Annotated in this window: 24 protein-coding genes; 12 read left to right on the forward strand and 12 right to left on the reverse strand. The window is 65.6% G+C overall.

Annotated elements, in window-relative coordinates:
* Window positions 1-126: 126 nt before the first annotated feature.
* The 3 genes from QCE64_RS04120 (at window position 127) to QCE64_RS04130 (ending at window position 3189) form a co-directional block, all read left to right on the forward strand.
* A complete protein-coding gene (locus tag QCE64_RS04120) occupies window positions 127-375 on the forward strand; it encodes a DUF3311 domain-containing protein (RefSeq protein ID WP_309807794.1) in 249 nt (82 codons plus the stop codon).
* Window positions 375-1925 carry a monocarboxylate uptake permease MctP gene (gene mctP, locus QCE64_RS04125; RefSeq protein ID WP_309919607.1) on the forward strand — a complete coding sequence of 517 codons (1551 nt, stop codon included), beginning with the start codon at window positions 375-377 and terminating at the stop codon, window positions 1923-1925. Before QCE64_RS04120 ends, mctP begins: the two co-directional genes overlap by 1 nt.
* A 154-nt stretch (window positions 1926-2079) precedes the next feature.
* Window positions 2080-3189, forward strand: a complete 1110-nt coding sequence (locus QCE64_RS04130; RefSeq protein WP_310002768.1) for an FUSC family protein — start codon at window positions 2080-2082, stop codon at window positions 3187-3189.
* Window positions 3190-3272: 83 nt separating this feature from the next.
* Here QCE64_RS04130 and tal read toward each other — a convergent pair whose 3' ends face one another.
* The 4 genes from tal to QCE64_RS04150 all read right to left on the reverse strand — a co-directional run bounded on the left by tal (window position 3273) and on the right by QCE64_RS04150 (window position 7780).
* Entirely contained in the window at window positions 3273-4226 is a 954-nt protein-coding gene (tal, locus tag QCE64_RS04135; protein WP_309914782.1) for a transaldolase, read from the reverse strand.
* Between the two features lie 291 nt (window positions 4227-4517).
* Window positions 4518-5714 (reverse strand): benzoate/H(+) symporter BenE family transporter, encoded by a 1197-nt coding sequence (locus QCE64_RS04140; RefSeq protein ID WP_310002770.1) that lies wholly within the window; start codon window positions 5712-5714, stop codon window positions 4518-4520.
* A gap of 29 nt (window positions 5715-5743) precedes the next feature.
* Entirely contained in the window at window positions 5744-6919 is a 1176-nt protein-coding gene (locus QCE64_RS04145; RefSeq protein WP_309914789.1) for a VWA domain-containing protein, read from the reverse strand.
* 18 nt (window positions 6920-6937) lie between these two features.
* Entirely contained in the window at window positions 6938-7780 is an 843-nt protein-coding gene (locus QCE64_RS04150; RefSeq protein WP_309807801.1) for a MoxR family ATPase, read from the reverse strand.
* Window positions 7781-8177: 397 nt separating this feature from the next.
* On the opposite strand from QCE64_RS04150, the gene QCE64_RS04155 reads away from it, so the two are divergent.
* Both QCE64_RS04155 and QCE64_RS04160 read left to right on the forward strand, forming a co-directional pair.
* Window positions 8178-8543 (forward strand): c-type cytochrome, encoded by a 366-nt coding sequence (locus tag QCE64_RS04155; RefSeq protein WP_061121774.1) that lies wholly within the window; start codon window positions 8178-8180, stop codon window positions 8541-8543.
* 42 nt (window positions 8544-8585) lie between these two features.
* A complete protein-coding gene (locus QCE64_RS04160; RefSeq protein ID WP_404984119.1) occupies window positions 8586-8960 on the forward strand; it encodes a c-type cytochrome in 375 nt (124 codons plus the stop codon).
* A gap of 82 nt (window positions 8961-9042) precedes the next feature.
* On the opposite strand, the gene QCE64_RS04165 is transcribed toward QCE64_RS04160, so the two are convergent.
* The 3 genes from QCE64_RS04165 to rsxB form a co-directional block, all read right to left on the reverse strand.
* Entirely contained in the window at window positions 9043-9474 is a 432-nt protein-coding gene (locus QCE64_RS04165) for a DUF1841 family protein (RefSeq protein WP_310002773.1), read from the reverse strand.
* Window positions 9475-9558: 84 nt separating this feature from the next.
* The gene (gene nth, locus QCE64_RS04170) at window positions 9559-10203 is read right to left on the reverse strand and encodes an endonuclease III (protein WP_310002775.1); all 645 of its coding nucleotides are present in this window, start codon (window positions 10201-10203) and stop codon (window positions 9559-9561) included.
* A gap of 16 nt (window positions 10204-10219) precedes the next feature.
* Entirely contained in the window at window positions 10220-11071 is an 852-nt protein-coding gene (gene rsxB / locus QCE64_RS04175; protein WP_310002777.1) for an electron transport complex subunit RsxB, read from the reverse strand.
* 391 nt (window positions 11072-11462) lie between these two features.
* Here rsxB and QCE64_RS04180 point away from each other — a divergent pair, with 391 nt between their 5' ends.
* A complete protein-coding gene (locus QCE64_RS04180) occupies window positions 11463-12095 on the forward strand; it encodes a TetR family transcriptional regulator (RefSeq protein ID WP_309914797.1) in 633 nt (210 codons plus the stop codon).
* An 83-nt stretch (window positions 12096-12178) separates the two neighbouring features.
* Here QCE64_RS04180 and QCE64_RS04185 read toward each other — a convergent pair whose 3' ends face one another.
* Window positions 12179-13450 carry a polyhydroxyalkanoate depolymerase gene (locus tag QCE64_RS04185; protein ID WP_309807809.1) on the reverse strand — a complete coding sequence of 424 codons (1272 nt, stop codon included), beginning with the start codon at window positions 13448-13450 and terminating at the stop codon, window positions 12179-12181.
* A gap of 384 nt (window positions 13451-13834) precedes the next feature.
* Window positions 13835-15709, reverse strand: a complete 1875-nt coding sequence (locus QCE64_RS04190) for a glycoside hydrolase family 15 protein (RefSeq protein ID WP_310002780.1) — start codon at window positions 15707-15709, stop codon at window positions 13835-13837.
* Window positions 15710-16204: 495 nt separating this feature from the next.
* On the opposite strand from QCE64_RS04190, the gene QCE64_RS04195 reads away from it, so the two are divergent.
* Entirely contained in the window at window positions 16205-16453 is a 249-nt protein-coding gene (locus QCE64_RS04195) for a hypothetical protein (RefSeq protein WP_309914802.1), read from the forward strand.
* Window positions 16454-16583: 130 nt separating this feature from the next.
* Here QCE64_RS04195 and QCE64_RS04200 read toward each other — a convergent pair whose 3' ends face one another.
* Window positions 16584-16736, reverse strand: a complete 153-nt coding sequence (locus tag QCE64_RS04200) for a DUF3096 domain-containing protein (RefSeq protein ID WP_309914805.1) — start codon at window positions 16734-16736, stop codon at window positions 16584-16586.
* Between the two features lie 230 nt (window positions 16737-16966).
* Between QCE64_RS04200 and QCE64_RS04205 the strand changes: the two genes are divergently transcribed.
* From QCE64_RS04205 to QCE64_RS04215, 3 genes are all read left to right on the forward strand, one after another.
* On the forward strand, window positions 16967-18283 hold the full coding sequence (locus QCE64_RS04205; RefSeq protein WP_310002781.1) for a lactonase family protein: 1317 nt from the start codon (window positions 16967-16969) through the stop codon (window positions 18281-18283).
* Between the two features lie 35 nt (window positions 18284-18318).
* Window positions 18319-18882 (forward strand): antimicrobial peptide resistance and lipid A acylation PagP, encoded by a 564-nt coding sequence (locus QCE64_RS04210; protein ID WP_309914809.1) that lies wholly within the window; start codon window positions 18319-18321, stop codon window positions 18880-18882.
* Between the two features lie 87 nt (window positions 18883-18969).
* The gene (locus QCE64_RS04215) at window positions 18970-20043 is read left to right on the forward strand and encodes a transporter (RefSeq protein ID WP_309929558.1); all 1074 of its coding nucleotides are present in this window, start codon (window positions 18970-18972) and stop codon (window positions 20041-20043) included.
* A 28-nt stretch (window positions 20044-20071) separates the two neighbouring features.
* Here the strand turns inward: QCE64_RS04215 and QCE64_RS04220 are convergent, their stop codons facing one another.
* Together QCE64_RS04220 and QCE64_RS04225 are read right to left on the reverse strand one after the other, a co-directional pair.
* Complete coding sequence (locus tag QCE64_RS04220; protein WP_404987290.1) at window positions 20072-23596, reverse strand: DNA translocase FtsK; 3525 nt, start codon at window positions 23594-23596, stop codon at window positions 20072-20074.
* A gap of 199 nt (window positions 23597-23795) precedes the next feature.
* Window positions 23796-24398, reverse strand: a complete 603-nt coding sequence (locus QCE64_RS04225) for an META domain-containing protein (RefSeq protein WP_309914817.1) — start codon at window positions 24396-24398, stop codon at window positions 23796-23798.
* A gap of 335 nt (window positions 24399-24733) precedes the next feature.
* On the opposite strand from QCE64_RS04225, the gene purT reads away from it, so the two are divergent.
* Entirely contained in the window at window positions 24734-25996 is a 1263-nt protein-coding gene (gene purT / locus QCE64_RS04230; protein ID WP_309914820.1) for a formate-dependent phosphoribosylglycinamide formyltransferase, read from the forward strand.
* A 46-nt stretch (window positions 25997-26042) separates the two neighbouring features.
* Window positions 26043-26201 carry a DUF6726 family protein gene (locus QCE64_RS04235; protein WP_309919615.1) on the forward strand — a complete coding sequence of 53 codons (159 nt, stop codon included), beginning with the start codon at window positions 26043-26045 and terminating at the stop codon, window positions 26199-26201.
* Window positions 26202-26217 lie beyond the last annotated feature (16 nt).

Genomic DNA, 26217 nt, shown 5'->3' on the forward strand with positions numbered 1-26217 from the left:
TCCTGTTATTTCGGGGCGCTTTCAACGGCCGCCAGGCCAGTCACGTGGCGTGAAAACCGATACGACAACCGGCACGTCATCCGTCCGGACCGTAGACCAAAATCAAACAAGAGGAGAGGACCGTTCATGGCTCAAGAAGCTGCGACCGGCACTGGACAACCGCGCAACAAGCACTGGCTGTGGCTTTTGATCCTTCCGTGGATCGGTGTGGTATGGGTGCCGTTTTATAACAAGATCGAGCCCGTGTTGTGGGGCTTCCCGTATTTCTACTGGTACCAGTTGTTGTGGGTGCTGATCAGCGCGGTGATTACCGCGGTCGTCTACAAGAAGACCAAGGCGCTGCCCTCGAATCGCAAGAGCGGAGGCGCGCGATGATGAATTCCACCGCAACCTTCGTCTTCGTCCTCTTCTTCGTCGGCGTCACGATTCTCGGCTTCATCGCCGCGCACTGGCGCAAGGGCGATCTCGCCCAGCTCGACGAATGGGGTCTCGGCGGCCGTCGCTTCGGCACCATCGTCACCTGGTTCCTGCTCGGCGGCGACCTCTATACGGCCTACACCTTCGTCGCGGTTCCGGCGCTGGTGTTCGGCGCGGGCGCAACCGGCTTCTTCGCGCTGCCGTACACCATCCTCATCTATCCGTTCGCGTTCGTCGTGTTTCCGAAGCTGTGGAGCATCGCGAAGCGTCACGGCTATGTGACCGCCGCCGACTTCGTGCATGCCCGCTACAACAGCCGCATGCTGGCGCTGGCCGTCGCGCTGACCGGCATCGTCGCGACCATGCCGTACATCGCGCTGCAACTGGTCGGCATCGAAGTGGTGATCGGTGCGCTCGGCTTCTCGACCCAAGGCCTCGTCGGCGATCTGCCGCTGATCATCGCCTTCGCGATTCTTGCCGCGTACACCTACACCTCGGGTCTGCGCGCACCGGCGATGATCGCCGTGGTGAAGGACGTGCTGATCTACATCACGATCATCGCCGCGATGATCGTGATTCCGGCGCAGCTCGGCGGCTTCGGCCACATCTTCGGCATCGTGCCGCCCGAGAAGATCCTGCTGAAAGCGCCCGACGCCGCGAGCCTCAACGGCTACAGCGCCTATGCGACGCTGGCGGTGGGTTCCGCGCTCGCGCTGTTCCTGTATCCGCACTCGGTCACGGCCATCCTGTCGTCCAATTCGGGCAACACGATCCGCCGCAACATGTCGCTGCTGCCCGCTTATTCGCTGGTGCTCGGCCTGCTGGCGCTGCTCGGCTACATGGCGCTCGCTTCGGGCGTGAAGGACATGCCGGAATACGCGCCGTACTTCAAGGCCTACGGCGCGAACTTCGCCGTGCCGGCGCTGTTCCTGCACTACTTCCCGTCGTGGTTCGTGGGCGTGGCGTTCGCGGCAATCGGCATCGGCGCGCTGGTGCCGGCGGCGATCATGTCGATCGCGGCCGCCAACCTGTACACGCGCAACGTGCACCGCGAATTCGTCAATACGTCGATGACGCCGGAGCAGGAGACCAACGTCGCCAAGCTGGTGTCGCTGATCGTGAAGGTGGGCGCGGTGGTGTTCATTCTCGCGCTGCCGCTGACCTATGCGATCCAGCTGCAACTGCTCGGCGGCATCTGGATCATCCAGACGCTGCCCGCGCTGGTGCTCGGCCTCTACACGCGCGTGCTCGACCATCGCGGCCTGCTGATCGGCTGGGCGGTGGGGATCGGCGTCGGTACCTGGATGGCCGTGTCGCTGCAGCTGAAGGGCTCGATCTATCCGCTGCATCTGTTCGGCTATGTCGTGCCGGGCTACGCCGCCGTGTGGGCGCTGATCGCCAACCTGATCGTGTCGGTCGCCGTCAGCCTGCTCGTGCGCGTCCTGGGCCTCAAGCGCTCGGACGACCGCACGCGTCCGGAAGACTATCTGGACATCGTGGAAAGCTGATCCAGCCGCTTTTGCCACGCCGGGCGCTGACCCGGCGCGGCTCACGAAAAGCTGGTAAAACGCCCGTAGCAGCCGCCGGCCGCTACGGGCGTCTTGTTTGTGCGACGCGCGAGCCGGCCGGACGAACGATCATGTTCATCGACGCGAGCGAACCATGTTTTCTCCGACATCGACGTCAGTCAGACACGGCCGTCTGTCGCGTCTGTTCAGCTGGATTGCATCGCCGTACTTCCGCTATCGCCACGCCAACCTGATTCACGGCGTGCGGGTCGCACTGGCCGTGGCGATGTCGATTGCCGTGACCACCGGCATCGACGTGCCGCACGGCGTCTGGGCGACGGTCTCGGTGCTGGTGGTCGTAGGCGGCTTGCAGCACTACGGCAACATCCGCAAGAAGGCCGCCGAACGCGCGATCGGCACGATGCTCGGCGCGGCGTTCGGGCTCGTGCTGATCGCGGCGCAGGCGCTGACCGGCTCGCTGATGCTGTTCTTCGTGCTGATGTGCGCGATCGCGGGCGGCTGCGCCTACTACGCGATCGGCAAGGCGGGCTACGTCGCGCTGCTCACGGCGATCACCATGGTCATTGTCTCGGGCCACGGCGACCTGCCGTTCACGACGGGCCTGTGGCGCACGGCGAACGTGATGATCGGCGTGGTGATCGCGCTCGGCTTCTCGTTTGTGCTGCCGCAATACGCGACTTATTCATGGCGCTACCGGCTCGCCGACAATCTGCGCGAAGGCGCGAAGATCTACGGCGCACTGCTCGAAGGCGTGCCGCTGCTGCCGGAAGACATGGCGAAGCGCTTCTTTCGCATGAGCCAGCGGCTGGTGCAGTCGCGCGGCCTGCTGGAATCGGTATCGAAGGAAACGAACCTGCCGATGGCGCGGCTCGAGGAAATCCAGCGGCTGCATCGCGCGATGCTCGCGGCGCTCGAAATGCTGGTCACGTCGATGCCGGAAGTGACCTCCGTAGGCGGACATCGTTTTGCGCTCGGCTGCTCGCCGGGTGAAGTCGCCGTGCGCCGTCAGTTGCTGCAGATGGCGCGCGCGCTGCGCTTCGGCCGCGTGAGCCTGCTGCATCATGCGCTGGAGACCACGGCCGTTGAATCCACGGTGTGCGCCGAGACGCCTGGCGATCACGCCACGGAAGGCATGCACTGGCTCGCGATGCGCTTCGTCGAACAGGCGGAGCGCTTGCGGCTGCGACTCTCGGAAGTGGAACGGCAATGGAACATTGAGGGCGCTCGGCCGTTCGGCGCGTGAACCTCTCCAGGCGCATCCGCAAATAAAAAGGACCGCGCACCGGATCGGTGCCGCGGTCCTTCTTGTTCCAGGCGAGACCGGCGTTACTGCAGCGCGGCGATCAGCTTCTCGAGCTTGATGGCGTCGGCGGCGAAGGCGCGGATGCCTTCCGCGAGCTTCTCGGTGGCCATGGCGTCGTCGTTGACGGCGAAACGGAAGGTCGGCTCATCGACCGCGATTTTCTCGACGTTCTCGTTCTTGCTCGCTTCCGGAGACAGCTTGCGCTCGACGGTGTCGTTACTGTCGGCGAGTTTCTTGAGCAGGTCGGGGCTGATGGTCAGCAGATCGCAGCCGGCGAGTTCCGTGATCTGGCTCAAGGTGCGAAAGCTCGCGCCCATCACCTCGGTCTTGTAGCCGAACTTCTTGTAGTACGCGTAGATGCGGCGCACCGACTGCACGCCCGGATCGTTCGCGCCGCCGTTCTTGACTTCGTCCCATTCGGCGCCGGCCGACTTCTTGTACCAGTCGTAGATGCGGCCGACGAACGGCGAGATCAGTTGCGCGCCCGCGTCGGCGGCGGCGACGGCCTGCGCGAGCGAGAACAGCAGCGTCATGTTGCAGTGGATGCCTTCTTTCTGCAGGACTTCGGCGGCGCGGATGCCTTCCCACGTCGAGGCCAGCTTGATGAGCACGCGCTTGCGGTCGATGCCGGCATTCTCATACAGCTTGATGATCTCGCGGCCCTTGGCGATGGAGGCCTGGGTATCGAACGACAGGCGCGCATCGACTTCGGTCGAGACGCGGCCCGGGACGATCTTGAGGATTTCGGTGCCGAAGGCGACGAGCAGATTGTCGATGATCTGCGGCATCGGCTTCTTCGCGTGCTCCTTGACGGTCTTTTCGAGCAGCGGCTTGTAGTCGTCCTTCTGGACGGCCTTCAGGATCAGCGACGGATTGGTGGTCGCATCCTGCGGCTTGAATGCGATGAATTGCTGGAAATCGCCCGTGTCGGCGACGACGGTCGTGTACTGCTTGAGCTGGTCGAGAGCGGATGTCATGTCGAGTCTGAGACGCGTGGCGCCTTGTCAAAATGCGGTAACAAACCCGCGGATTGCCCATGATTGCGACGCCGCGCGGCGATTTCGATGGCGATTGCCATCGGAATCACGATCGCGCGGCGCGCCCCTGAAAACCATTCCGTCATTCTAGTCCCGCGCGCGGGAAACGCGCTGATCGCGTGCGCGTCCGGTTCGACCGGGCGCGGGCTTTAGCGTTCCGTCTTGTTCCTTGCGCATGTCCCGTGCCGGTGCGCGGCATGTGCCAATTAGCGGACGAAAGCGGCGGACGAATCACGCGCGCCGGGCATTGAGCACCAGATGCGTCGCCAGGCCCGCCATCAGCCCCCAGAACGCCGGTCCGATCGACAGCAGTGTGAGTCCTGACGCCGTCGTCATGAACGTGACGAGCGCCGGTTCTCGCTGCCGCGGATCCTGCATCGCGTTCGTGAGACCGCTCATGATCGAGCCGAAGAGCGCCAGCGCGGCCACCGAAACGACCAGCGCCTTCGGAAACGACGCGAACAGCGCGGCGATGGTCGCACCGAACACGCCGGCGACGAGATAGAACACGCCGCACCACACCGCCGCCGTATAGCGCCGGTTGTGGTCCTCGTGGGCTTCGCGGCCGGTGCAGATGGCGGCAGTAATCGCGGCGAGATTCACGCCGTGCGAGCCGAACGGCGCGAGCAGCAGCGAAGCGAAGCCGGTGGCCGAGATGAGCGGGGCGGACGGCGTGGTGTAGCCGTCGGCGCGCAGGACCGCGATGCCGGGCACGTTCTGCGAGGCCATCGCGACGACGAACAGCGGGATGCCGATGCTGATCGCAGCCGACACGGAAAACGCGGGCATCGTGAAGACGGGATGCGCGAGCGCGACGTGAAAGCGCGAGAAATCGAGCAGCCCGAGCGCGCCTGCCATGGCGATGCCCGCGGCGAGCGTCGCGGGAATCGCATAGCGCGGCGCGAGGCGCTTGCCGGCGAGATAGGTGAAGAACATGACGAGCACGAGCGGCGTCTGCGCCTGCGCGGCGTGAAAGATCTCGATGCCGATTTCGAACAGGATGCCCGCCAGCAGTGCCGCCGCGATGCCGCCGGGAATGCGCTTCATCAGCGTGTCGAACCAGCCGGTCAGGCCGACGGCGGTCAGCAGCGCCGCGCACACGACGAACGCGCCGATCGCTTCCGCGTACGGGACGTTCGGCAGCGAGGAGACGAGCAGCGCGGCGCCCGGCGTGGACCAGGCGATGACGATCGGCGCGCGGTAACGCAGCGACAGTCCGATGGTGCATACCGCCATGCCAATGGACAGCGCCCAGATCCACGACGAGATCTGCGCATCGCTGAGATGCGCGGCCTGGCCGGCCTGGAACATCAGCACGAGCGAACTGGTGTAGCCCGTCATCATCGCAACGAAGCCGGCGACGACAGTGGACAGGGACGAGTCGAACAACGGGCGCAGCGCGACGGGCGCCGCAGACGGGACTTTCATGGTGGTTCTGCTTCTTGGCTTGTATGGATTTATTTCGACAGCGCGCGCATCGCGCTTTCGAGGCCGGACATCGTGAGGCCATACATGCGGTTGCCGAGGATCTGGCGGATCGCACCGATCGACTGGCGGTATTCCCACAGACGCTCCGGCTCCGGGTTGAGCCATGCGTGATGCGGGAACTGGTCGGCGAGCCTGCGCAGCCACACGGCGCCCGCTTCGGCGTTGTTGTATTCGACCGAGCCGCCCGGCTGCAGCACCTCGTACGGGCTCATGGTGGCATCGCCGACGAAGATCAGCTTGTAGTCCGGCGTGAACTTGTGCATGACGTCGAGCGTCGGCGTGCGTTCCTGATGACGGCGCCGGTTGTGCTTCCACAGATAGTCGTACACGCAGTTGTGGAAGTAATAGAACTCGAGATGCTTGAACTCGGCCTTGGCGGCGGAGAACAGCTCCTCGACGCGCTTGATGTGGTCGTCCATCGAGCCGCCGACATCGAGCAGCATCAGCACCTTCACGTTGTTGTGGCGCTCGGGCACCATCTTGATGTCGAGCCAGCCGGCGTTGGCGGCGGTGCTGCGGATGGTGTCGGGGAGATCCAGTTCTTCGGCCGCGCCTTCGCGCGCGAAGCGCCGCAGCCGCCGCAGCGCGACCTTGATGTTGCGCGTGCCGATCTCGACCTGGTCGTCGTAGTCCTGATAGGCGCGCTGGTCCCACACCTTCACCGCAGTGCGGTTCCCCGACGATTCCCCGCCGATGCGGATGCCTTCCGGGTTGTAGCCGCCATGTCCGAACGGCGACGTGCCGCCGGTGCCGATCCACTTGCTGCCGCCTTCGTGACGTTCCTTCTGTTCGTCGAGCAGCGCCTTGAGGCGCTCCATCAGCTTGTCGAGACCGCCGAGCGCCTCGATGCGCTTCTTTTCCTCGGCGGTGAACTCGCGATCGAGACGCTTCTTGAGCCAGTCGAGCGGAATGTCGAAGGCTTCGTCGGGCAGTTGCGCGAGCCCGTGGAAGTAGGCGCCGAACGCGCGATCGAACTTGTCGAAGTACTTTTCGTCCTTCACGAGCGTCATGCGCGCGAGGAAGTAGAACTCGTCGAGCGACGGCGCGATCACCTGCGCCTTCAGCGCTTCGAGCAGCGTCAGGTATTCCTTCACCGAGACGGGCAGCTTCGCGTCGCGCAGCGAGTAGAAGAAGTCGATCAGCATGGCGCGCTCACCATCGGCTCAACGATGATTGCGGTTCATGAACAGGAGCCGCTCGAACAGCGCGACATCCTGCTCGTTCTTGAGCAAGGCGCCGTGCAGCGGCGGCACGATCTGCTTGTCGTCGGCCGAGCGCAGCGCCTCGGGCGCGATGTCTTCGGCGAGCAGGAGACGCAGCCAGTCGAGCAGTTCGGACGTGGACGGCTTCTTCTTCAAGCCGGACACCTGGCGCAGTTCGAAGAAGCTCTGCATCGCCGCGGCGAGCAGGTCCTGGCGGATGTTCGGAAAGTGCACCTCGACGATGGCCTTCATCGTTTCGGCATCGGGGAAGCGGATGTAGTGGAAGAAGCAGCGGCGCAGGAACGCGTCGGGCAGTTCCTTCTCGTTGTTCGACGTGATGATGACGAGCGGGCGCTGCTTTGCCTTGATCAGTTCGCGCGTCTCGTAGACGTAGAACTCCATGCGGTCGAGTTCGCGCAGCAGATCGTTCGGGAATTCGATGTCGGCCTTGTCGATTTCATCGATCAGCAACACGCTCGGCTGGTCCGACTCGAAGGCCTGCCACAGCACGCCCTTGACGATGTAGTTGCGGATGTCCTTCACGCGTTCGTCGCCGAGCTGCGAGTCGCGCAGCCGCGAGACGGCGTCGTATTCGTACAGACCTTGCTGGGCCTTCGTCGTGGACTTGATGTGCCATTGCAGGAGCGGCATGCCGAGCGCGCCGGCCACTTCCTCGGCAAGCATGGTCTTGCCGGTGCCGGGTTCGCCCTTGATCAGCAGCGGCCGTTGCAGCGTCATCGCGGCGTTTACCGCGAGCTTGAGATCGTCGGTTGCGACGTACTGCGATGAGCCCTCGAAACGCATGACGAAGATCCGGTCAGAGAAAAAAATCCCAGTATAAGTCAGAAGCCCTTTCGGCATCGGGGGCCGCCGGGTATCGTGTGAGCCGCTTCACGCGCAGCTTCGGCGCTTCGTCGCGGTGGGGCGGGAGCGAGCGCGCAGGCGGGCTCGTTGCTTGTACAGGGACGAATTGTCGCAGCGAAGCGCAGTCCTTTTCAGGCGATTCCCCTTGCCAGCAAGGCTGCGAGAGGGTGCGCGTGTGGACGGAGGGTAGGTCGCGCGGTACAATTAGCGCGATTTTTTTGGCCTGCGTGGCGCCAGACCCTGCAGCAGCAAACAGTCCCGAGAAGGTTGTATGCGCTCGGCGCGGGCCGCGGCCTTGTGAGCGCCGGATTTCCCCTCAAGCCAGGTTAGAAGAGCTATGAACAATTTTGTCGGCAAATGTGCCGTGATTGCAGCGCTGTCCGGTCTCGCCGGCTTCGCGACCCAGGCGTCGGCCGACGTCGTCGGTAACGCGAAGGCCGCAGAGGGCAAGGTTGCGATGTGCATCGGCTGCCACGGCATCCCCGGCTATCGCACCGCGTATCCCGAAGTCTACGAAGTGCCGATGCTGGGCGGCCAGAACGCGCAGTACATTGCCAACGCGCTGCATGCCTACAAGAAGGGCGACCGTCATTTCGACACGATGCGCGCCATCGCGACCACGCTGTCGGATCAGGATATCGCCGATATCGCCGCGTACTACGCCGCGCAGACTCCCCAATCAAAGAACAATCCCGACAAGTAATCCGCGCGTGACACCGCAAAGCGACAACGGGAAGGAGAATTCATGAAGCCCTCGAAGGCACTTCGCAGCATCAAGGCAGCATGCGCGGCGGCGCTGATCGGCATGACGGCGTTCGGCACGGCGCACGCGGCCGACATCAGCAACGGCAAGGCGCTGTCCGACAGCCACAACTGCGCGGCCTGCCACGGCCCCGGTCTCAACAAGCCGGTGAGCGGAGAGTATCCGCGTCTCGCGGGCCAGCACGCCACGTATATCTACTGGGCGCTGCGTCAGTATCAGATCGGCGGCAACAATCCGAACTTCGGCCGCAACAACGCCATCATGTCGGCGCAGGTGCAGAGCCTTTCGCCGAGCGATCTGAAGGATCTCGCGGCTTACATCGAGTCCCTCGACGGCAATCTCGTGCTGAAGAAGTAAGGGCCGAAGCCCTGGCAGTTCGATCGACACCCCGCGCATGCGGGGTGTTTCATTTGGTGCGGCTGCGTTGCCGGATCACGTGTCAGTCGCGCGAGGCGCGCCGTTCGATCAGCGCGAGATAGGCGTCGGTATCGGGCGGCGTGTTCGAGCGCTGCGCTTCCCAGATGACCTGGCCGAGACACTCCATGATCGCGTGCTGCGCGTCGTGCGGCGAACCGAGGCGCGCGACCAGTTTGTCGTGTGCGCGCCGGATGCCCGGCGGCTGGTCGATGGACAACTGTTCGCTGATGGCGAGGTGCATCGACAGATGCAGGAACGGATTGGTCTGGCCGCGATCAGGCGAATAATCGGCTTCGCGCGTTTCGGGGTGGGCCAGTGCGTCCTGATATTCCGGATGCTCGCTGATCCAGTCGGCGGCCATGCTTTCGAGCGGCGTCAGAATCTCGCCGGCGCGCTCCTTGCGCCAGGCGTCGGTGAAGAACTGGCGAACTTCGTCGCGGCTGGGATTGAACATAAGGTGTTGATTCGATTGCGGGATTGCGGGTTTTCGTAGCCCGGTATTGTACGCCCGCATGGCTTTTCGCCGCTCAAACCCGGCTTACTCCACCGGCGCGGGCGTCTTCGGCCGGTACTCGCACAGCGGCTCGATCACGCAATGCCAGCACTCGGGCACGCGCGCCTTGCAGACATAGCGGCCGTGCAGGATCAGCCAGTGATGCGCGTCGTGCAGGAATTCCTTCGGCGTGAACTTTTCGAGCGCGCTTTCCACTGCGCGCACGTCCTTGCCGGGCGCAAGACCGGTGCGATTGGCGACGCGGAAGATATGGGTATCGACGGCGATGGTCGGTTGCCCGAACGCGACGTTCAGCACGACATTGGCCGTCTTTCTGCCGACGCCCGGCAGCGCTTCGAGCGCCTCGCGGTTGTCGGGCACCTCGCCGCCGTATTGGTCGATCAGAATGCGGCACGTCGCGATCACGTTCTTCGCCTTGGTGCGATAAAGCCCGATCGTGCGGATATGCTCGGTCACGCCTTCCTCGCCGAGCGCCAGCACGGCCGCCGGCGTGTTCGCGAGCGGAAACATCTTGCGCATCGCCTTGTTGACGGAGACATCGGTGGCCTGCGCGGAGAGCATCACGGCGATCAGCAGCTCGAAGGGCGTCGTGTATTCCAGTTCGGTGACCGGATGCGGGTTCAGGCTCCGCAGCGTTTCGAAGATCGCGTGGCGTTTCCTGGCGTTCATGGGTCGAGGTCCGTGTTCACGCGGGTTTATCGGGATCCTGCGGCGCGGGGTTGTCTTCTTTCAGGCCGAGACGGCGGCGGCGCGCGTCGGCTGCGTCGATCTGCGCCTGCACCGCGGGGCTCACGTGCTCCGTATTCTTCGGTCCCGCGCCCAGCTTCGCCATCTCTTCCTTCTTCTTGCGCGCGCGGTCCAGCGCGGCCTGGATGATCGCGCGTTTCTTCGCTTCGGGATCGTCTGCCGGGGCGGGCTGCGCGAGCGACGGAGATTGTGGCGCGGAGGTCGCCGCGCTTGTCTCCGCCGCCTGCGCGGTGCGCGATGCCTGGCGCGCGTTCGCCTTCGCTTCGGCGGCCGCGCGCTCGCGCTCGAGACGCGCCGTGCGGCGGTCGTGACGCGTGCGGGCGGCGTTGGCTTCGGGCTGACTCCAGGCATCCCATCCGGTGCGCGTGCCGGTGACGGGAATCATCGCGATGCAATCCACCGGGCAGGGCGGCACGCACAGGTCGCAGCCCGTACACAGTTCCGTGATGACCGTATGCATCTGTTTCGCCGCGCCGACGATGGCATCGACCGGACAGGCCTGCATGCACAACGTGCAGCCGATGCACACGCTTTCGTCGATGACGGCCACCGGCCGCGGCCGTTCGATGCCATGCGTCGTGTCGAGCGGGATCACCGGCTTGCCGAGCAGCGCCGCAATGCGCGCGATGCCTTCGGCGCCGCCCGGCGGGCACTGATTATGGTTGGCCTCGCCGGCGGCGATGGCTTCAGCATAAGGCCGGCACGCCGGGTAGCCGCACTTGGTGCATTGTGTCTGCGGCAGCAGGTCTTCGATGCGCTCGGCGAGCGTCCTGGAAACGGTTGCGGTCACGGGGAAGTGCTTTGATGCCGGGAAATTGACGCAGCGTGGATGCGGGCGTTGCCGCGTTGGCCGGACGCTTCGAAGGCGCCGGAAGCGCTGCGGGTTCGAAGCAGCTCGCACACTGCCTGGTCCAGGCCTGTTGCATGTGGGGCAGGTCACGCGTTCCGTCAGCGGGCGCGTGCCCGGTTTTGTCCGTCATTATCGCCGAAGTCGGCAGGGGCGTGACGGCCAGCTTTCAATCCCAATTGCCAACGTTCTTCGATATGCGCATAATCAAATCGCTTTCGTTGGACTGCAGGACGGTGTTCCCCAATCACCTTGGCGCGCCCGTTCACGTCATGTCTCCCGTCCCGGGCTGCGTGGCGCTCATCCGGCAACGCGGCTCTCGAATCATGCCACCATGAATCAGCCGAAAATCAAAAGAGATCCTGAAGGCACCCGGCGTCGTATCCTGCTTGCCGCCGCGGAGGAGTTTGCAGCCGGTGGCCTGTTCGGCGCCCGCGTCGACCAGATCGCGCGCCGGGCCGAAACCAATGAACGCATGCTCTATTACTACTTCGGCAGCAAGGAGCAGTTGTTCACGGCGGTACTGGAGCATGCGCTGTCCGCGCTCGTCGAAGCCGAGCGCACGCTCGAACTGGATGGCGTCGCGCCCATCGAAGCCATGACGCGTCTCGCGCATTTCGTCTGGGATTACTACCGCGATCATCCGGAACTGCTGCGTCTCATCAACAACGAGAACCTGCATGAGGCGCGCTACATCAAGGGATCGAACCGGATCCGCGAGTTGATCTCGCCCATCGTCACAACGCTGACCGCCATTCTCGAGCGCGGCCAGAAAGCCGGCTTGTTCCGCAATGACGTCGAACCGCTCAGGTTCTACGTCACGCTCTCGGGTCTCGGTTATTACATCGTGTCAAACCGCTTCACGCTGGAAGCGACCTTCGGGCTCGACTTCAACGAAGCCCATCAGCGCGAGCAGATCGTGCGCATGAATACCGAACTGTTATTGGCCTATCTGACGCGGCGCTGAAGGCCGTGTGGGTCGCAGAAAACAAAACGTCGCGCCTGGAAGCAGGCGCGACGTTTTTGTTGATGCTGCGCTGAAAGCGGACCTCAGGCGGGCACGGCCTCGCTCTTCGGCTGCTTGTCGTGTTCGAGGATGAACTCGCGCAGTTGCGGATACACCATCGTGCGCCAGCGGCGGCCCGAGAAGATGCCATAGTGGCCGGCCTTCTCTGCCGTGAAGTGGCGCTTGTTCTTCGCAGGCAGGCCGGTGCACAGGTCATGCGCGGCGCGCGTCTGGCCGCTGCCGGAGATGTCGTCCAGCTCGCCTTCGATCGTGAACAGCGCCGTGTGCTTGATGTCCTGCGGACGCACCATCTCGCCATTCACTTCCCACGTGCCTTCCGCGAGCCGGAACTCCTGGAACACGATGCGGATGGTCTCGAGGTAATACTCGGCGGCCATGTCCAGCACGGCGTTGTATTCATCGTAGAAGCGGCGATGTTGCTCGGCGTCGTCGTCGTCGCCGCGCAGCAGGTTCTGATAGAAGTCCCAATGCGCGGTCAGATGGCGCTCCGGATTCATCGCGACGAAGCCCGCGTGCTGCAGGAAGCCCGGATAGACCTTGCGGCCGACGCCCGGATAGTTCGCCGGCACCGTGTAGATGACGTTGTTCTCGAACCATTCGTAGGAATGCTCGTTCGCCAGCGAGTTGACCGATGTGGGGCTGCGGCGCGCGTCGATCGGGCCGCCCATCATGGTCATCGTGCGCGGCGTGTCTTCGCCGCGGCTCGCCATCAGCGAAATGGCGGCGAGCACGGGCACGGTCGGCTGGCACACCGAGATCACGTGCAGGTCCTTCGCGCCGATGTGACGGATGAACTCCTGGATGTACTCGACGTAGTCGTCCAGATGGAACGGACCGTTTTCGATCGGCACCATGCGGGCGTCGAGCCAGTCGGTGATGTAGACCTTGTGATCCTGCAGAAGGGTTTTCACCGTGTCGCGCAGCAACGTGGAGTGATGGCCGGACAGCGGCGCGCATACCAGCACGATGGGTTCGTTCTTCAGCTTGGTGACGGTGGCGCTGTCATCGGCGAAGCGCTTGAAGCGGAGCAGCCGGCAGAACGGTTTCTCGATCACCGTCTGCTCGACGATAGGAATGTTGTGACCGTCCTTGACGATCTGATGCAGTTCGAACTCCGGCTTTTCGTAATCCTTGCCCAGCCGGTAGAGCAGCTCGTAGGCCGCGGCGAAGCGCGTGGAGCCGGGCACGTAGGCGAGGGGGCTGGCCGGGTTGACGAAGGACTTCGATGCGGCCTGAGCCCATGCTGTGAGGGGAGACAGCACCGCTCGCTGGAATTCGTGGATTTGATAGAGCATGGTTGCCCCGGTAACTCCGGTCGGAACCGGTACCCCGTTGATGTCTGCGACCCGAAAAAAGACGGCCCGGCGACGACGTTCAACGGTACTGGATGATCCCCGGCTGCGCGGCGGGCTGACGCCGCACGGCCGAGGCACTGTCTTTCTGCGATCACTGCCGCTTCACAGGAAGCGGTGCTCTTTGAACACAAACGAAACTTGACGACCGCAGCTTCTTCGATCTTGAGTGCAAGATTTTCCGGGTAATGTGCGTTCGATTCAATTGGTCGGTCGAAACTGCCGGCTTTTACACAACACTTCAGATGCTACTTAAAACAGGATACTTTTTGTGCGTTGCACCAATATTACCGTCCGAGCATTATTCCCGCCAGCAAAAACAAGCATTTAGGACTGTCCCGAGGCTGCATCGATCTCCGCCTGCGCCGCGTCTTCCGCGTGCCCTTCGGTGCCGGAGGGCTGGCCGGTCGCCTTCGCCATCTCTTCTTCGTGACGCATCAGGTTCATCCCGGTGTGCACCAGCGCCACGTGCGTGAAGGCTTGCGGGAAATTCCCCACCATGCGCTTCGCCACCGTGTCGTACTCCTCTGCCAGCAGGCCGACATCGTTCGCCAGGCCCACGAGCCGCTCGAACATCGCGTGCGCCTCGTCGATCCGGCCCTGCAACGCCAGGTTGTCCACCAGCCAGAAACTGCAAGCCAGAAATGTGCCTTCCCCCGGCGGCAAGCCATCCTCGACTTCGGTCGTGTGATAGCGCTTGACGAGACCATCGTGCGTCAGAGTGGTCTCGATCGCATGTACGGTGCCGATTACTCGCGGATCTTTTGGCGGCAGGAAACCCAGCAACGGGATCAGCAGCAGGTTCGCATCGAGCGCTTCGCTGCCGTAGGCCTGCGTGAACGAGTTGAGCTTCGGGTTCCAGCTCTTCTTCAGCACCTCGGTGCGGATGCGCGAGCGCATGTCGCGCCAGTGGTCGATCGGGCCCGGCAGTTCGAAGGTCTCCGCCGACTTGATCGCGCGATCGTACGCTACCCACGCCATCACCTTCGAAAAGGTGAAGTGCTGTCGGCCGCCGCGCACTTCCCAGATGCCTTCGTCGGGTTCCTGCCAGACGGTGTCGAGATGCTGGAGCATCGCGCACTGGATCGACCAGGCGGTTTCGTCGCTCTGCAGGCCGCCCACGCGCGCAAGGTGCAGCGCGTTCATCACTTCGCCGTAGACATCGAGCTGCAACTGGTTGACCGCCCCGTTGCCGATGCGCACCGGCGCCGCGCCCTCGTAGCCCGGCAGCCAGGGGACCTCCCATTCGGGCAGGCGGCGCTCGCCCGCGATGCCGTACATGATCTGGATCTGCGCCGGCGAGCCGGCCATCACGCGGCCCAGCCAGGCGCGCCAGGCGCGGGCTTCGTCGTAGTAGCCGCCGCGCATCATCGCGAGCAGGGTGATGGTCGCGTCGCGCAACCAGCAGTAGCGATAGTCCCAGTTGCGCGTGCCGCCCAGCTGTTCCGGCAGCGAGGTCGTCGGCGCGGCGACGATGCCGCCCGTCGGCTCGTAGGCCAGCGCCTTGAGCGTGATGAGCGAGCGGCGGATGGCCGGCGCGAACCGGCCGGTGAGTTCGCTCTGGCTGGACCATTCGCTCCAGTGGTTTTCGGTGCGGGCGAGCTGGGTGTGAGGATCGTGTGCGGGCGGCAGGCGCAAATGCGATTGCGAATAGCACAGCGAGAAAGGCACGCGTTCGCCCGGGCTGATATCGAAGCAGGCGGTCGTGCGCATGTTCTCGCCGACGAGATCCACCGGCGTGCGCAGCACGGCGAGATCCGGACCGGCGATCGCGCGGATGCCGCTGTCGTCGGGAAGACGGCTGACCCATGGCACGGCCGAGCCATAGTCGAAGCGCAACACCAGCTCCATCTTCATGCGCACCGTGCCGCGTCGTCCGACGACGATGCGCACGAGTTCCGAATGGCCATTGCGCAAGGGCATGAAGTCGATGATCGTCACCGCGCCCTGGGGCGTCTCGAAGTCGGTTTCGAGCACGAGCGTGTCGCCGCGATAGCGCCGCGTGATGACGGGCGTTTCCCCATCGGGCATCTCGGGGGCGAGCAGCCAGCGGCCATGCTCGGGCGTGCCGAGCAGCGCGGCGAAACAGGCGGCGGAGTCGAAGCGCGGCCAGCAGAGCCAGTCGACCGAACCGTTGCGGGAAATCAGGGCGGCCGTGTGGCCGTCGCCGACCATGGCGTAGTCTTCAATCAAAGCGGGCATAAGCGAACATCTTCCTGCTTGCGGCGTGCGTTATGCGTCGACACGCGCCGTGGGTTGAGCAAAGGATCCGGGACGCTGCGCACATCCTGGGCGAAGCGCGGCGCCATCGGACGAAGGGTTCTGGATCGCGCCGCGTGCATGCCTTCTGGCCGCATTCTGCCGCAATCGTTCGATATGGGCAGGGAATCGCGCCATCTGGCAGCACATCGCACCACCTCGGGCATGCGACTGCATGCCACGGCGGTATGGCGGAAAAAGACGGATCTTGCGTCGTTCCAGCCATTGATCCGCCATTCGGCTGATGTTTAGAATGAAGCTTCGTGAAAGGTAGTAGCGCTAATTCAGAGGCGCGGCGCGTCAGCCTGCTTTCACCGGTCTTTCTGTTTTGTTTCATCCGTCCTGCTTGGTCGTCCTGTTTGGTCGTCCTGCTCATTGTCGCCACGCCTGCGCAGTGGGCCCCGCCTTCAACGTAGCGTTTTCGAGGAACGGAATTCCATGCTCTATCCGTCGAAAGCCGATTGCATCGCCATCCTTTCCGCCGCCAGCGACATGCCGGACACGCAAGCGCTGCTCACGCTCGATCATCGGCATCTGGGCCTGTCGCGTAACGCCATGGAAACCGCCGCCGCCTTTCTCACCGAGCGCGGCTGCTTCAGCCGCTACACCTTCGGCGTGAGCGGTGTGGCGGTGGGTGCGCTGTCGCTGCAAGGGCGGCTGCGGCTGGACCGGCTCGCCAACGGCTGAGCCGCTGTTCCCGGCACGTTTGCGCCGGGCTTTTCCCACTGCGAACACCTCTGACGCGGATGCGCGGCGCGAGCCGTGCATTCGCGTTCGCGCGTCCGTCGCAGGGGGAAAGGCGTGCGCGCCGCGGTGCTCAGAAATGCATCGAGCCCATGCCGAACAGGCCGATCAGCCCGATGACGATCAGATAAATCGCGACAATGAAATTCAGCAGTCGCGGCATGATGAGAATCAGGATCCCGGCGATCAGCGAAACCAGCGGTCCCAGTGCGAGATGAACGGTCATGGCGGCAACTCCTGTTGTTGGTTCGAATCGGTTGGCCCGTCGTGCGTGGTGTATCTTGGACTCGACACTGTCTTCATGAAGTCCCGAACCCGTCATGCGCCTTGCGTGCCTTCGGCGAGCTTTGGAGCAGAACTTGCTCCCGCACGTCGTCGGCCACGCGAGGCCCGCGCAGGCGACGGTCGCGCATCGCCCCTGAACAACACGCAGCAAAAAGACGATGAGGAGGTTTCATGCATTCGAGCCCATTCGGCGGCGTCACCACGTTCCCCCGCACCTTGCAAGACGCGCGCCGGACGCGCCGGAAGCCGGTGGCCTGGGTGCGCGGGATCGCGCTGATGCTGTCGCTGGCGGCAGCGCAGAGCTTCGCGCAAACGTCCGCCGCGCCGGCCTCGACGAGCAGTGCGGCGGACGGCGCGGCGGGCAATGCGGCCGGCTCGCAGGTCTTCGATCTGCTCATCGGCACCTATACGGCCGGCGGCAAGAGCGAGGGCATCTACGTCTACCGTTTCGACACGGCCAACGGCGAGCTGTCGCGCATTGCGTCGGCGCAGACGGTAAATCCGTCGTATCTCGTCGTGAGCCGCGACCGGAATTACGTGTACGCCGTGAACGAATTGCCCGGCGACAACGGCCCCGCCTCGCAGCGCGGCGGCATCAGCGCGTTTCGCTTCGATCGCGCGAGCGGACAGTTGAGCTTTCTCAACCGGGTCTCGTCGGAAGGCAACGATCCCTGCTATCTCGCGATCTCGCCCGACGGCAAGTATCTGCTGACCGCCAACTACTCGGTCGCGTCGAATCCGGGCGGCAGCTTCGCGGTGTTCCCGCTGGCCGCCGACGGCCGCGTCGGCACGTCCGTCCTGACCGTGCATCACGAGGGCGCCGGTCCGGTGAAGGGTCGTCAGGACAACTCGCACGTCCACTCGACGGTGTTCTCGCCTGACGGCAGATATCTGTTCGCGCAGGATCTGGGCGTCGACAAGGTGTTTTCCTACCGCTACACGCCGGACCCGGCCGCGAGCAGCCGCGGCCTGTTCGGCCCGACCGAGGCGCGCTACACGCCGATCAAGCCAGGCTCCGGCCCGCGCCATCTGGTGTTCGACGCCAGCGGCCGGCACGGCTATCTGACGACGGAGCTGAGCGCGTCCGTGCTGGTGTTCGATTACCGCGACGGCAAGCTCACGCAGACGCAAAGCGTGCCGATGTTCGCGTCGGGCTTCCGGGGCAAGATTGGCGGCGGGGCGCTGCATCTCTCGCCGGACGGACGCTTCCTGTACGCGACCAACCGCGGCGACGCGAACGAACTGGTCGCATTCTCGGTCGATCCGTCGAACGGCCAGCTGAAGCTGCTGCACCGTTATCCGACGCTCGGCAAGACGCCGCGCGAATTCGCGATCGATCCGACCGGGCGCTGGCTCGTCGTCGGCAATCAGGAAAGCGACAGCGTCTACTTTTACCGGCGCGATCCGCAGACGGGCGAGCTTGCATCGGATCCGAAGCAACTGTCGATCGGCTCACCGGTCGATTTCAAGTTCGTTTCGCCTTCCTGAACGCGGGTGGTCAACGGGCCGCCGTTGCTACGACGATGAAGCGAAGCCTCCTCATGCTGTTCACGGCGCTTGCGCTGAGCGCGCCGCTCGGGGCGCATGCGGCCGATGGCCAGTGCGACTACCAGCGCGACTGGATGGCGTCGGCGTGCGAGCGGGTGACGCGCGTCGCGCGCGACGGCACCTGGGATCTCTACGTGACGGGCTATGGCTGGCACATCGACGGCTTCGACAACCGCAAGGAACTGAATCCGTGGTCGTACGGCGGCGGCCTGGGCAAGCACTGGACCGGCGCCGACGGCAACGAGGACATCCTGTTCGCCTTCGCGTTCTCGGATTCGCATCACAACGTCGAGCCTATCGGCGGTTACGCGCGCCAGTGGTACACGAAGCCGGTGCTGGGCGGTCTGCAGGCGGGCGGGGGATTCTTCGTCGGCGTGACGGCGCGCAGCGACGTGGCGCACTACGCGCCACTGCCGCTCGCCTTGCCGGTGGGTTCGGTGCGTTACCGGCGCGCGTCCGTCATGGCGACGATCATCCCGCGCATCCCGGGCCTCAACGACGGCGACGTCGCGTTCTTCTGGGGACGCTACGAGTTCTAGTACGATGCGACGCACCGCCGTTCTTCGGCTCTTATGCAGCGAAAGCCTCGGTTGATGCAGACGCAAGGCAACAGCAGGGAAAGCACTTTGAATACGACCAGACCGATCGAAGCGCGCGAACGCGCGACGGACTCTCACCACCCCGGCGATAAACGCGACGCCTCGGCGCCGCCGGGTTTCATCACGGCATTTCGCTTTACCGGCGGCCAGGCGCTGCGGCTGACCTGGGACGAGGCGCGTGCGTCGATCGTCGGCGAGAACATGACGTGGCTGCATCTGTCCGCCAACGACGACACGGTCGAAGGCTGGCTCGAAGGCGTCGCGTCGATGCCGGATGTGGCGCGGGAATTCCTGAACGGCGAGGACAAGCGTCCGCGCGTGCATATCGGCACGAACTTCATGTATGGGGTCGTGGCGGATCTCGAACTCGTCGCGAAGACGGCCAATGCAGCCGCGCCCGACGCGCGCGAAGCGAACCGCGCGACCGGCGCGCTGCGTTTCTATGTCGACCGGCACCGGATGATCACGGTGCGCGCGCGGCCGCTGCAATCCACCGACCGCCTGCGTCACGCGCTGCTCGAAGGCACGACCTTCCGCGATCCGGTGGATCTCTTCGCGGGCCTGATTCGCGCGCTGAACGACACCTTCGCGGATCGCATCGACGAACTCGGCGACTGTCTCGACGATGTCGAGGAAACCGTGCTCGAAGGCGGGCATTCACGCTGCCGCGCGCTGCTGGGCGATGTACGGCGCCGCATCGTGGAGGTGAAGCGCTTCATCGATCCGGAGCGCAATGCGCTGACCCAGCTCGTGCTGCGCCGGCTCGAATGGGCCGAGCCGCGTTCGATGGAAGCGCTGGTGCAGGCAATCCAGGTGCTCAATGGTCTCGGCGGCGGTCTCGAAGGACTTTACGAGCGCGCCAAGCTGCTGCAGGACGAGATCGCGGCGGCGCTCTCCGAGGACATCAACCGCAAGCTGCTGTGGCTGGCGATCATGTCGGCCTTGCTGTTGCCGGCGACGCTCGTGACCGGCATCTTCGGCATGAACGTGGCGGGGCTGCCGGGCACGAAGGACCCGGCGTCGTTCTGGGTGGTCGTGGGCGTGATGACGGCGTGCGCCGCCGTCACGATCTTCCTGCTGCGCCGCCTGCGGCTCTGGTGAGGTCCGGGCCTGCGCCCGGACGCCGGCCTTACTCGCCCGGTCCGGGCGGCGCGAGCACTTCGCGGTTGCCGTTGCTGCCCATCGGCGAGACCAGGCCGGCGCTTTCCATCTGCTCGACCAGCCGCGCCGCGCGGTTATAGCCGATGCGCAACTGCCGCTGCACCGACGAGATCGACGCGCGCCGCGTCCGCACGACGAAAGCCACGGCTTCGTCGTAGAGCGGATCGGCTTCGGCGTCCGGCGTGTCGCCGAACAGGTCCTGGGTGCCGCCTTCCGCTGTCGGACCCGACAGGATGCCTTCCTCGTATTCCGGCTCGCCGAACTGCTTCAGATGCTCGACCACGCGATGCACCTCGTCGTCGGCGACGAACGCGCCGTGCACGCGCTGCGGATAGCCGGTGCCGGGCGGCAGGAACAGCATGTCGCCGGCGCCCAGCAGCGATTCCGCGCCCATCTGGTCGAGAATCGTGCGCGAATCGATCTTCGATGACACCTGGAACGCCACGCGCGTCGGGATGTTTGCCTTGATGAGGCCGGTGATGACGTCGACGGACGGACGCTGGGTGGCGAGAATCAGGTGGATGCCGGCCGCGCGCGCCTTCTGCGCGAGCCGCGCGATCAGCTGCTCGATCTGCTTGCCGGCGACCATCATCAGGTCGGCCAGTTCGTCGATGATGACGACGATGAGCGGCAGCGTCGAGAGCGGCTCGGGCGCGTCGGGCGTGAGCGAGAACGGGTTCGAGAGCTTCTTGCCGGCAGCTTCGGTGTTGCGGATCTTCTGGTTGAAGCCCTGCAAATTGCGCACGCCGACCGCCGACATCAGGCGATAGCGCTTCTCCATCTCGCCGACACACCAGTTGAGCGCGTTCGACGCGAGCTTCATGTCGGTCACGACAGGCGCGAGCAGATGCGGAATGCCTTCGTAGACCGAGAGCTCGAGCATCTTCGGGTCGATCATGATGAGGCGCACGTCCTCGGGCTTCGCCTTGTAGAGCAGCGAGAGGATCATCGCGTTGACCGCGACCGACTTGCCCGAGCCGGTCGTGCCCGCGACCAGCATGTGCGGCGCCTTCGCGAGATCCGTGACCACCGGATTGCCGACGATGTCCTTGCCCATCGCGATGGTCAGGTTCGACTTCGACGTGCGATAGACGTCGTCGCGCAGGATCTCCGAGAGGCGGATCATCTGGCGCTTCGGATTGGGCAATTCGAGGCCCATGCAGGTCTTGCCCGGAATCGTCTCGACGACGCGGATCGACGTGAGGCCGAGGCCGCGCGAAAGATCCTTCATCAGGCCGACGATCTGGCTGCCGCGCACGCCGAGCGCCGGCTCGACCTCGAAGCGCGTGATCACCGGTCCGGCCGATGCGCCGACCACCGTCACCGGCACCTTGAACTCCTGCAGGCGTTGCTCGATCAACTGGCCGGTGTCGAGCAGACGCTCCTCGGACACGGGCTCGCTTTCGTCGGCGGCGGGCTCGAGCAGGTCGAGACCGGGCAATTCGACGGGCGACGCATGAGGTGCGTGGAATTCGAACTCGGTCGAGGTGAAGCCGCGCACGGGCGCGCGGGGTTCGGCGGGGGAGGGCGGTACAGCCGGCGTCGGGGCCGGTGTGGCTGTTGTCGTGATCGGAAAGCGCACGACGTTCGAGCGCGACGCCCATTCGTCGCCGGCCACCTGGCGTCGATCCGCGTCTTGCTCGTCTGCCAGCGCTTCCTCAGCGGGTGCTTCGAGCATGTGCAGGCGCGGCGGCGCGGGCGGCTCGACGCTGTCGGCCACGGTTTCGGGCAGGTCCAGCCACGGCGGCGTCTGGTCGGCGTCGCGCAGGGCTTCGTCGAGCGGCGTCACGGCAGGAGACGGCTCGCTGATTTCAGGCAGCGGCGGTTCAGGCGGGAGGGCGGCTTCCGGCGCGGGCTCCATGGCAGGTGCGTCGATTTCGGGGTCGGGCGGCGCGGGCGGCATGACGGGCAGCGCCGACGCCAACGGCTCAGGCACGCGCATCTCGAACCAAGGCGCAGGCTCGACGAGCGCTGGGGCGATCAGGTGCGCGTCGATCAGCGGCGTGTCGGCCAATTCGTGGCTTTCGCGATGGATGTGCGGCTCGGCGATCGCTGTCTGCTCGACATCAGGCTTGCTCGACTCGTGCGGCGCCGGCTCGGTCTGCGCGGGCAAGGTTTCTTCACTCGCCGGCTGGCTCGATCTCGCCATGGCCACGTGTCCGCGCGCGAGGCTCGCGCCGGCCAGCGAGGTCCACAAGGCCGTTTTCTCCTCGATGGAACGCAGCGTCGCCTGAATCGATTCGGGCGCGGGCGGAGGACCGGCCGGTGCGGGTGGCGTCGGCGGGCGGGAAAAGGCGGGCGCGGCCAGCGGGGCAGGTGTGAATTCGCGCGCGACGGGTGCCGCGCCTGGATTCAACGGAGCGTGTCTGACGCCGGGGGATGCAGGCTGCGAACCCGTGACCGGGCCGCGTGCAGCGATGCGCGAGCCTGCAGCGGCGGGCGCGTGCGCTGTGGCGAATGCGCTCACCGAACTCACCGAGCTCGCCGCGGCCGAAGTGCGCGGTGCAGGCATCGACGTGGGGGCTCCGCGCGGGCGGTTCATGCCCGGATTCACGCCCGGGTTGATGGGAGCGGGCTTCGGGCTGGCGGGCGCGTCGGCGGCGATGGATGCCCGCAGGCCCGAACCCGATGCCGCGAACGCCGAAGCCTGCCGCGCCGGATAAGGCGAACGGCCGTCGCGGGCGGCGACGGACGACGGCGCACCGGGCTTCAGCCAGCCCGCGGGCGCGACGGGTTCGCTCGGTTGCGGACGGAGCGCGGCGTCGGCGGTGTCGAGGCCTGGGCGCGGTGTGCGGGCTTCCGCTGCGCCGCTCGGGTGCCGCGTGGCGCTTTTGCCCACGGCGGGCGGACGCCATGGCGTCGGCCGCTGGTAGCGGCTGCCGCGTCTGGCCGTAGGCAGGCCGAGCGTCGGTTCGTCGGGCGCGACGCGCGAGGTGGGCGCGTCGGAGCGCTCGGCACGGACGCTGCGCTCCTGGACCTCGCGCGGGGCGCGCGCGGCGCGGGCCTGTGCACGGCGCTCGAACCAGCCGGCCGACTTGTCGCGGGCCGATTGCGTCGATTGACCGCGGCTTTCCCGGAGCCGCGCCTCGGCCGGACGCTCGCGGGGCGTGAGCCAGCTTTGCGGCAGGCCGAAGCCGAAGGCCTCGTCGGCCCAGGCGAGCACGCTACGCCAGCTGAACTCGACCAGCCACGGCAGGAAGATGGCGAGGACCAGCGCGGCCAGCGCGCCCGCGCCGGACGGATGCGCCAGGTCGCTCAGGGCCGATGCGAGCGCGCGCCCGCATCGATTGATGTTCAACTGCGTCTCGAGCGAACGAGCCAGCGTTCCTTCGAGGATGCTGCTTGAAAGCAGTACGGCGATGAAGCCGAGCCAGAGGCGGATCGTGCCGGGGCCGCGGCGCGCGGCGCCGCCTGGCAACGCCAGCCTGACGAGGCGCCAGAGCAGGAAGCCGAACCAGATGACCGATGCACCGAACCAGCCGAGAACTACCATGTGCATGCCTGAGATTGAACCGATGTTGAATGAGACAGGGGGTGCTGCCCGGCCGGGTGTGTTGCACGAGGAGGCCGGGCGGTTGGAGCGAGCAGTTTAACGGGTGGCGCGTCTGCCCATGTGCCTGCAAGTGCGCCTGCCGCGAGCACGCAACACATGCGCTCATGGGCTCGCCATGTTCGCTGTGCGCATGCCGGATTCATTTGGCGCGCGGCGCGAAGACGAGCACCTGTCCGTCCTCCAGCGTGAGTTGCAGCGACTGCGGCGGATTCATCTGCACGCCGCTTTTCGCGACATGCGCGAGGCCGTCCAGATAGGGCTGCTCGAGCGCGGCGCCCGTGCCGCCCGGGCAGGCCATGCGTGTGCCCGCCAGCGGACCGAAGCTGAGCTTGCCGTCCTTCAGATCGTACGTGCCGGCAAAGCGGTTGCAGCCCGCGAAGCCGCTCGCGCGCCTGCGGCCGCTGGCGGTCGAGAAGTCGAGCGTGAGGGGCTGGCCGGAACTGGCACTGGCGGCATCCGTTTGGGCGGTTCCCTGGGCCTCGCCCGGGACCGCGCGGGTCTGGCCGTTCGCATCGGTCCAGCGGGTCAGTTGCCATTGGGTGTCATCGAGCAACTGCGTTGCGGCGGGATTGTACGGGTCCGTGGGCGGTGCGCTCGCGTCCGAATGTTTCGGGATCGCGCAGCCGGCAACCAGGCTCGCGACGACCAACGCGGCGCCCGCTCCGGCGGCCGTGCGCGTGATCCGCGAGAGAAAACGGGACGATGGGCGCGCAGTGGACGCGCGAAAGAGGGACGTGGGCATCGATGATCCTGGAGCGGGCGAAACCGTAAGCGTATCGCACTCGTCCTACGATTTGTCCAGCGACAAAGCGCAACAAGCGGCAACAAGCAGCAAGTGAATTGTCGCCGCAATGATTGCGACGGTCAGGGAATTCAATCGTGCCGATGCAGGTCAACAGGCGAAATGCCGAGATCGCCGGCGAACTTTCGGTTCTGTCCGCTGGCCAAACGGACGAGTCTCGCGGCGCGGACGCTGCGTGTTAACATCGCGCCCAATCAGATCCGGCCCATTCCGCGGATCCCGCCGCCGCAGCACGTTCAGCATTCAACACTTCACGTTTCATTCCGGAGCACGTCATGTCCATCGTTTCACCCCGCACAGCCGCGAGCGGCCCGCAAGCAGCCAACACGGGCGCAGCGCGCATCGGCACGCCGCTTTCGGCGCATGCCACGCGCGTCATGCTGCTGGGCGCGGGCGAGCTCGGCAAGGAAGTGATCATTGCGTTGCAGCGGCTGGGCGTGGAGGTGATCGCCGTGGACCGTTATGCGAACGCGCCGGGTCATCAGGTCGCGCATCGCGCCCATGTGATCGACATGACCGATGCCGCCGCGCTGCAAGCGCTGATCGAGCAGGAACAGCCGCATCTGATCGTGCCGGAGATCGAGGCCATTGCCACGGACGCGCTCGCGGCCATCGAGGCGGCGGGCCAGGTCACGGTGATCCCGACCGCGCGCGCCACGCAGCTCACGATGAATCGCGAGGGGATTCGCCGGCTCGCCGCCGAAACGCTCGGCCTGCCCACTTCGCCCTACGCGTTCGCCAACTCGCTCGACGAACTGAAGGCCGCGATCGGCCGGATCGGTTTTCCGTGCGTGGTGAAGCCGGTGATGTCGTCGTCGGGCAAGGGGCAGTCGGTGCTCAGGAGCGAGGCCGACGTCCAGCCCGCATGGCAGTACGCGCTGGCGGGCGGGCGCGTGAATCACGGGCGCGTGATCGTCGAAGGGTTTGTCGATTTCGAATACGAGATCACGCTGCTGACGGTGCGCGCGGCGGACCCTGCCAGCGGCGCCACGCAGACGTATTTCTGCGAGCCGGTCGGTCACGTGCAGGTGGCGGGCGACTATGTCGAGTCCTGGCAGCCGCAGGCCATGAGCCCGGTCGCGCTGGAACGCGCGCGCGAGGTGGCGGCGCAGGTGACGACGGCGCTCGGCGGGCGCGGGCTGTTCGGCGTCGAGCTGTTCGTGCGCGGCGACGACGTGTGGTTCTCGGAAGTCAGCCCGCGGCCGCACGACACGGGGCTCGTGACGCTGGCCACGCAACGCTTTTCGGAGTTCGAACTGCACGCGCGGGCCATCCTCGGCTTGCCCGTCGATACGGCTCTGCGCACGCCCGGCGCGTCGGCTGTGATCTATGGCGGGCTGGACGAGGCGGGCATCGCGTTCGAGGGCGTCGCCGAGGCGCTCGCGGTGCCGGGTGCGGACCTGCGCCTGTTCGGCAAGCCGGAGAGCTTCGTGAAGCGCCGCATGGGCGTCGCGCTGGCGACGGGCGCTGACACCACCGAAGCGCGCGCACGCGCGCGCGAGGCGGCGTCGAAGGTGCGGCCGGTGAAGGTTGAATGAATGCGCGGCTGATCGGGCCGGCGGGAGCAGACAAGCGAAAGCAAGCATGCTGGCCGCGCTGATCGCGGCCACCCTGGGTCTCTCGGGATGCGGACTGGCGGCCGCGCCGTGCCGGATCGCCTCGGCGGGACTGAAGATCGTGCCGGTGGTGGGGCATGTCGCGGCGGCGCCCACCGACGCCTGCGCCGACGTCATCGATCCCTGACGGCGGGCATCTGCCG

This window comes from Caballeronia sp. LZ043, assembly GCF_031451075.1.
Taxonomy (GTDB): domain Bacteria; phylum Pseudomonadota; class Gammaproteobacteria; order Burkholderiales; family Burkholderiaceae; genus Caballeronia.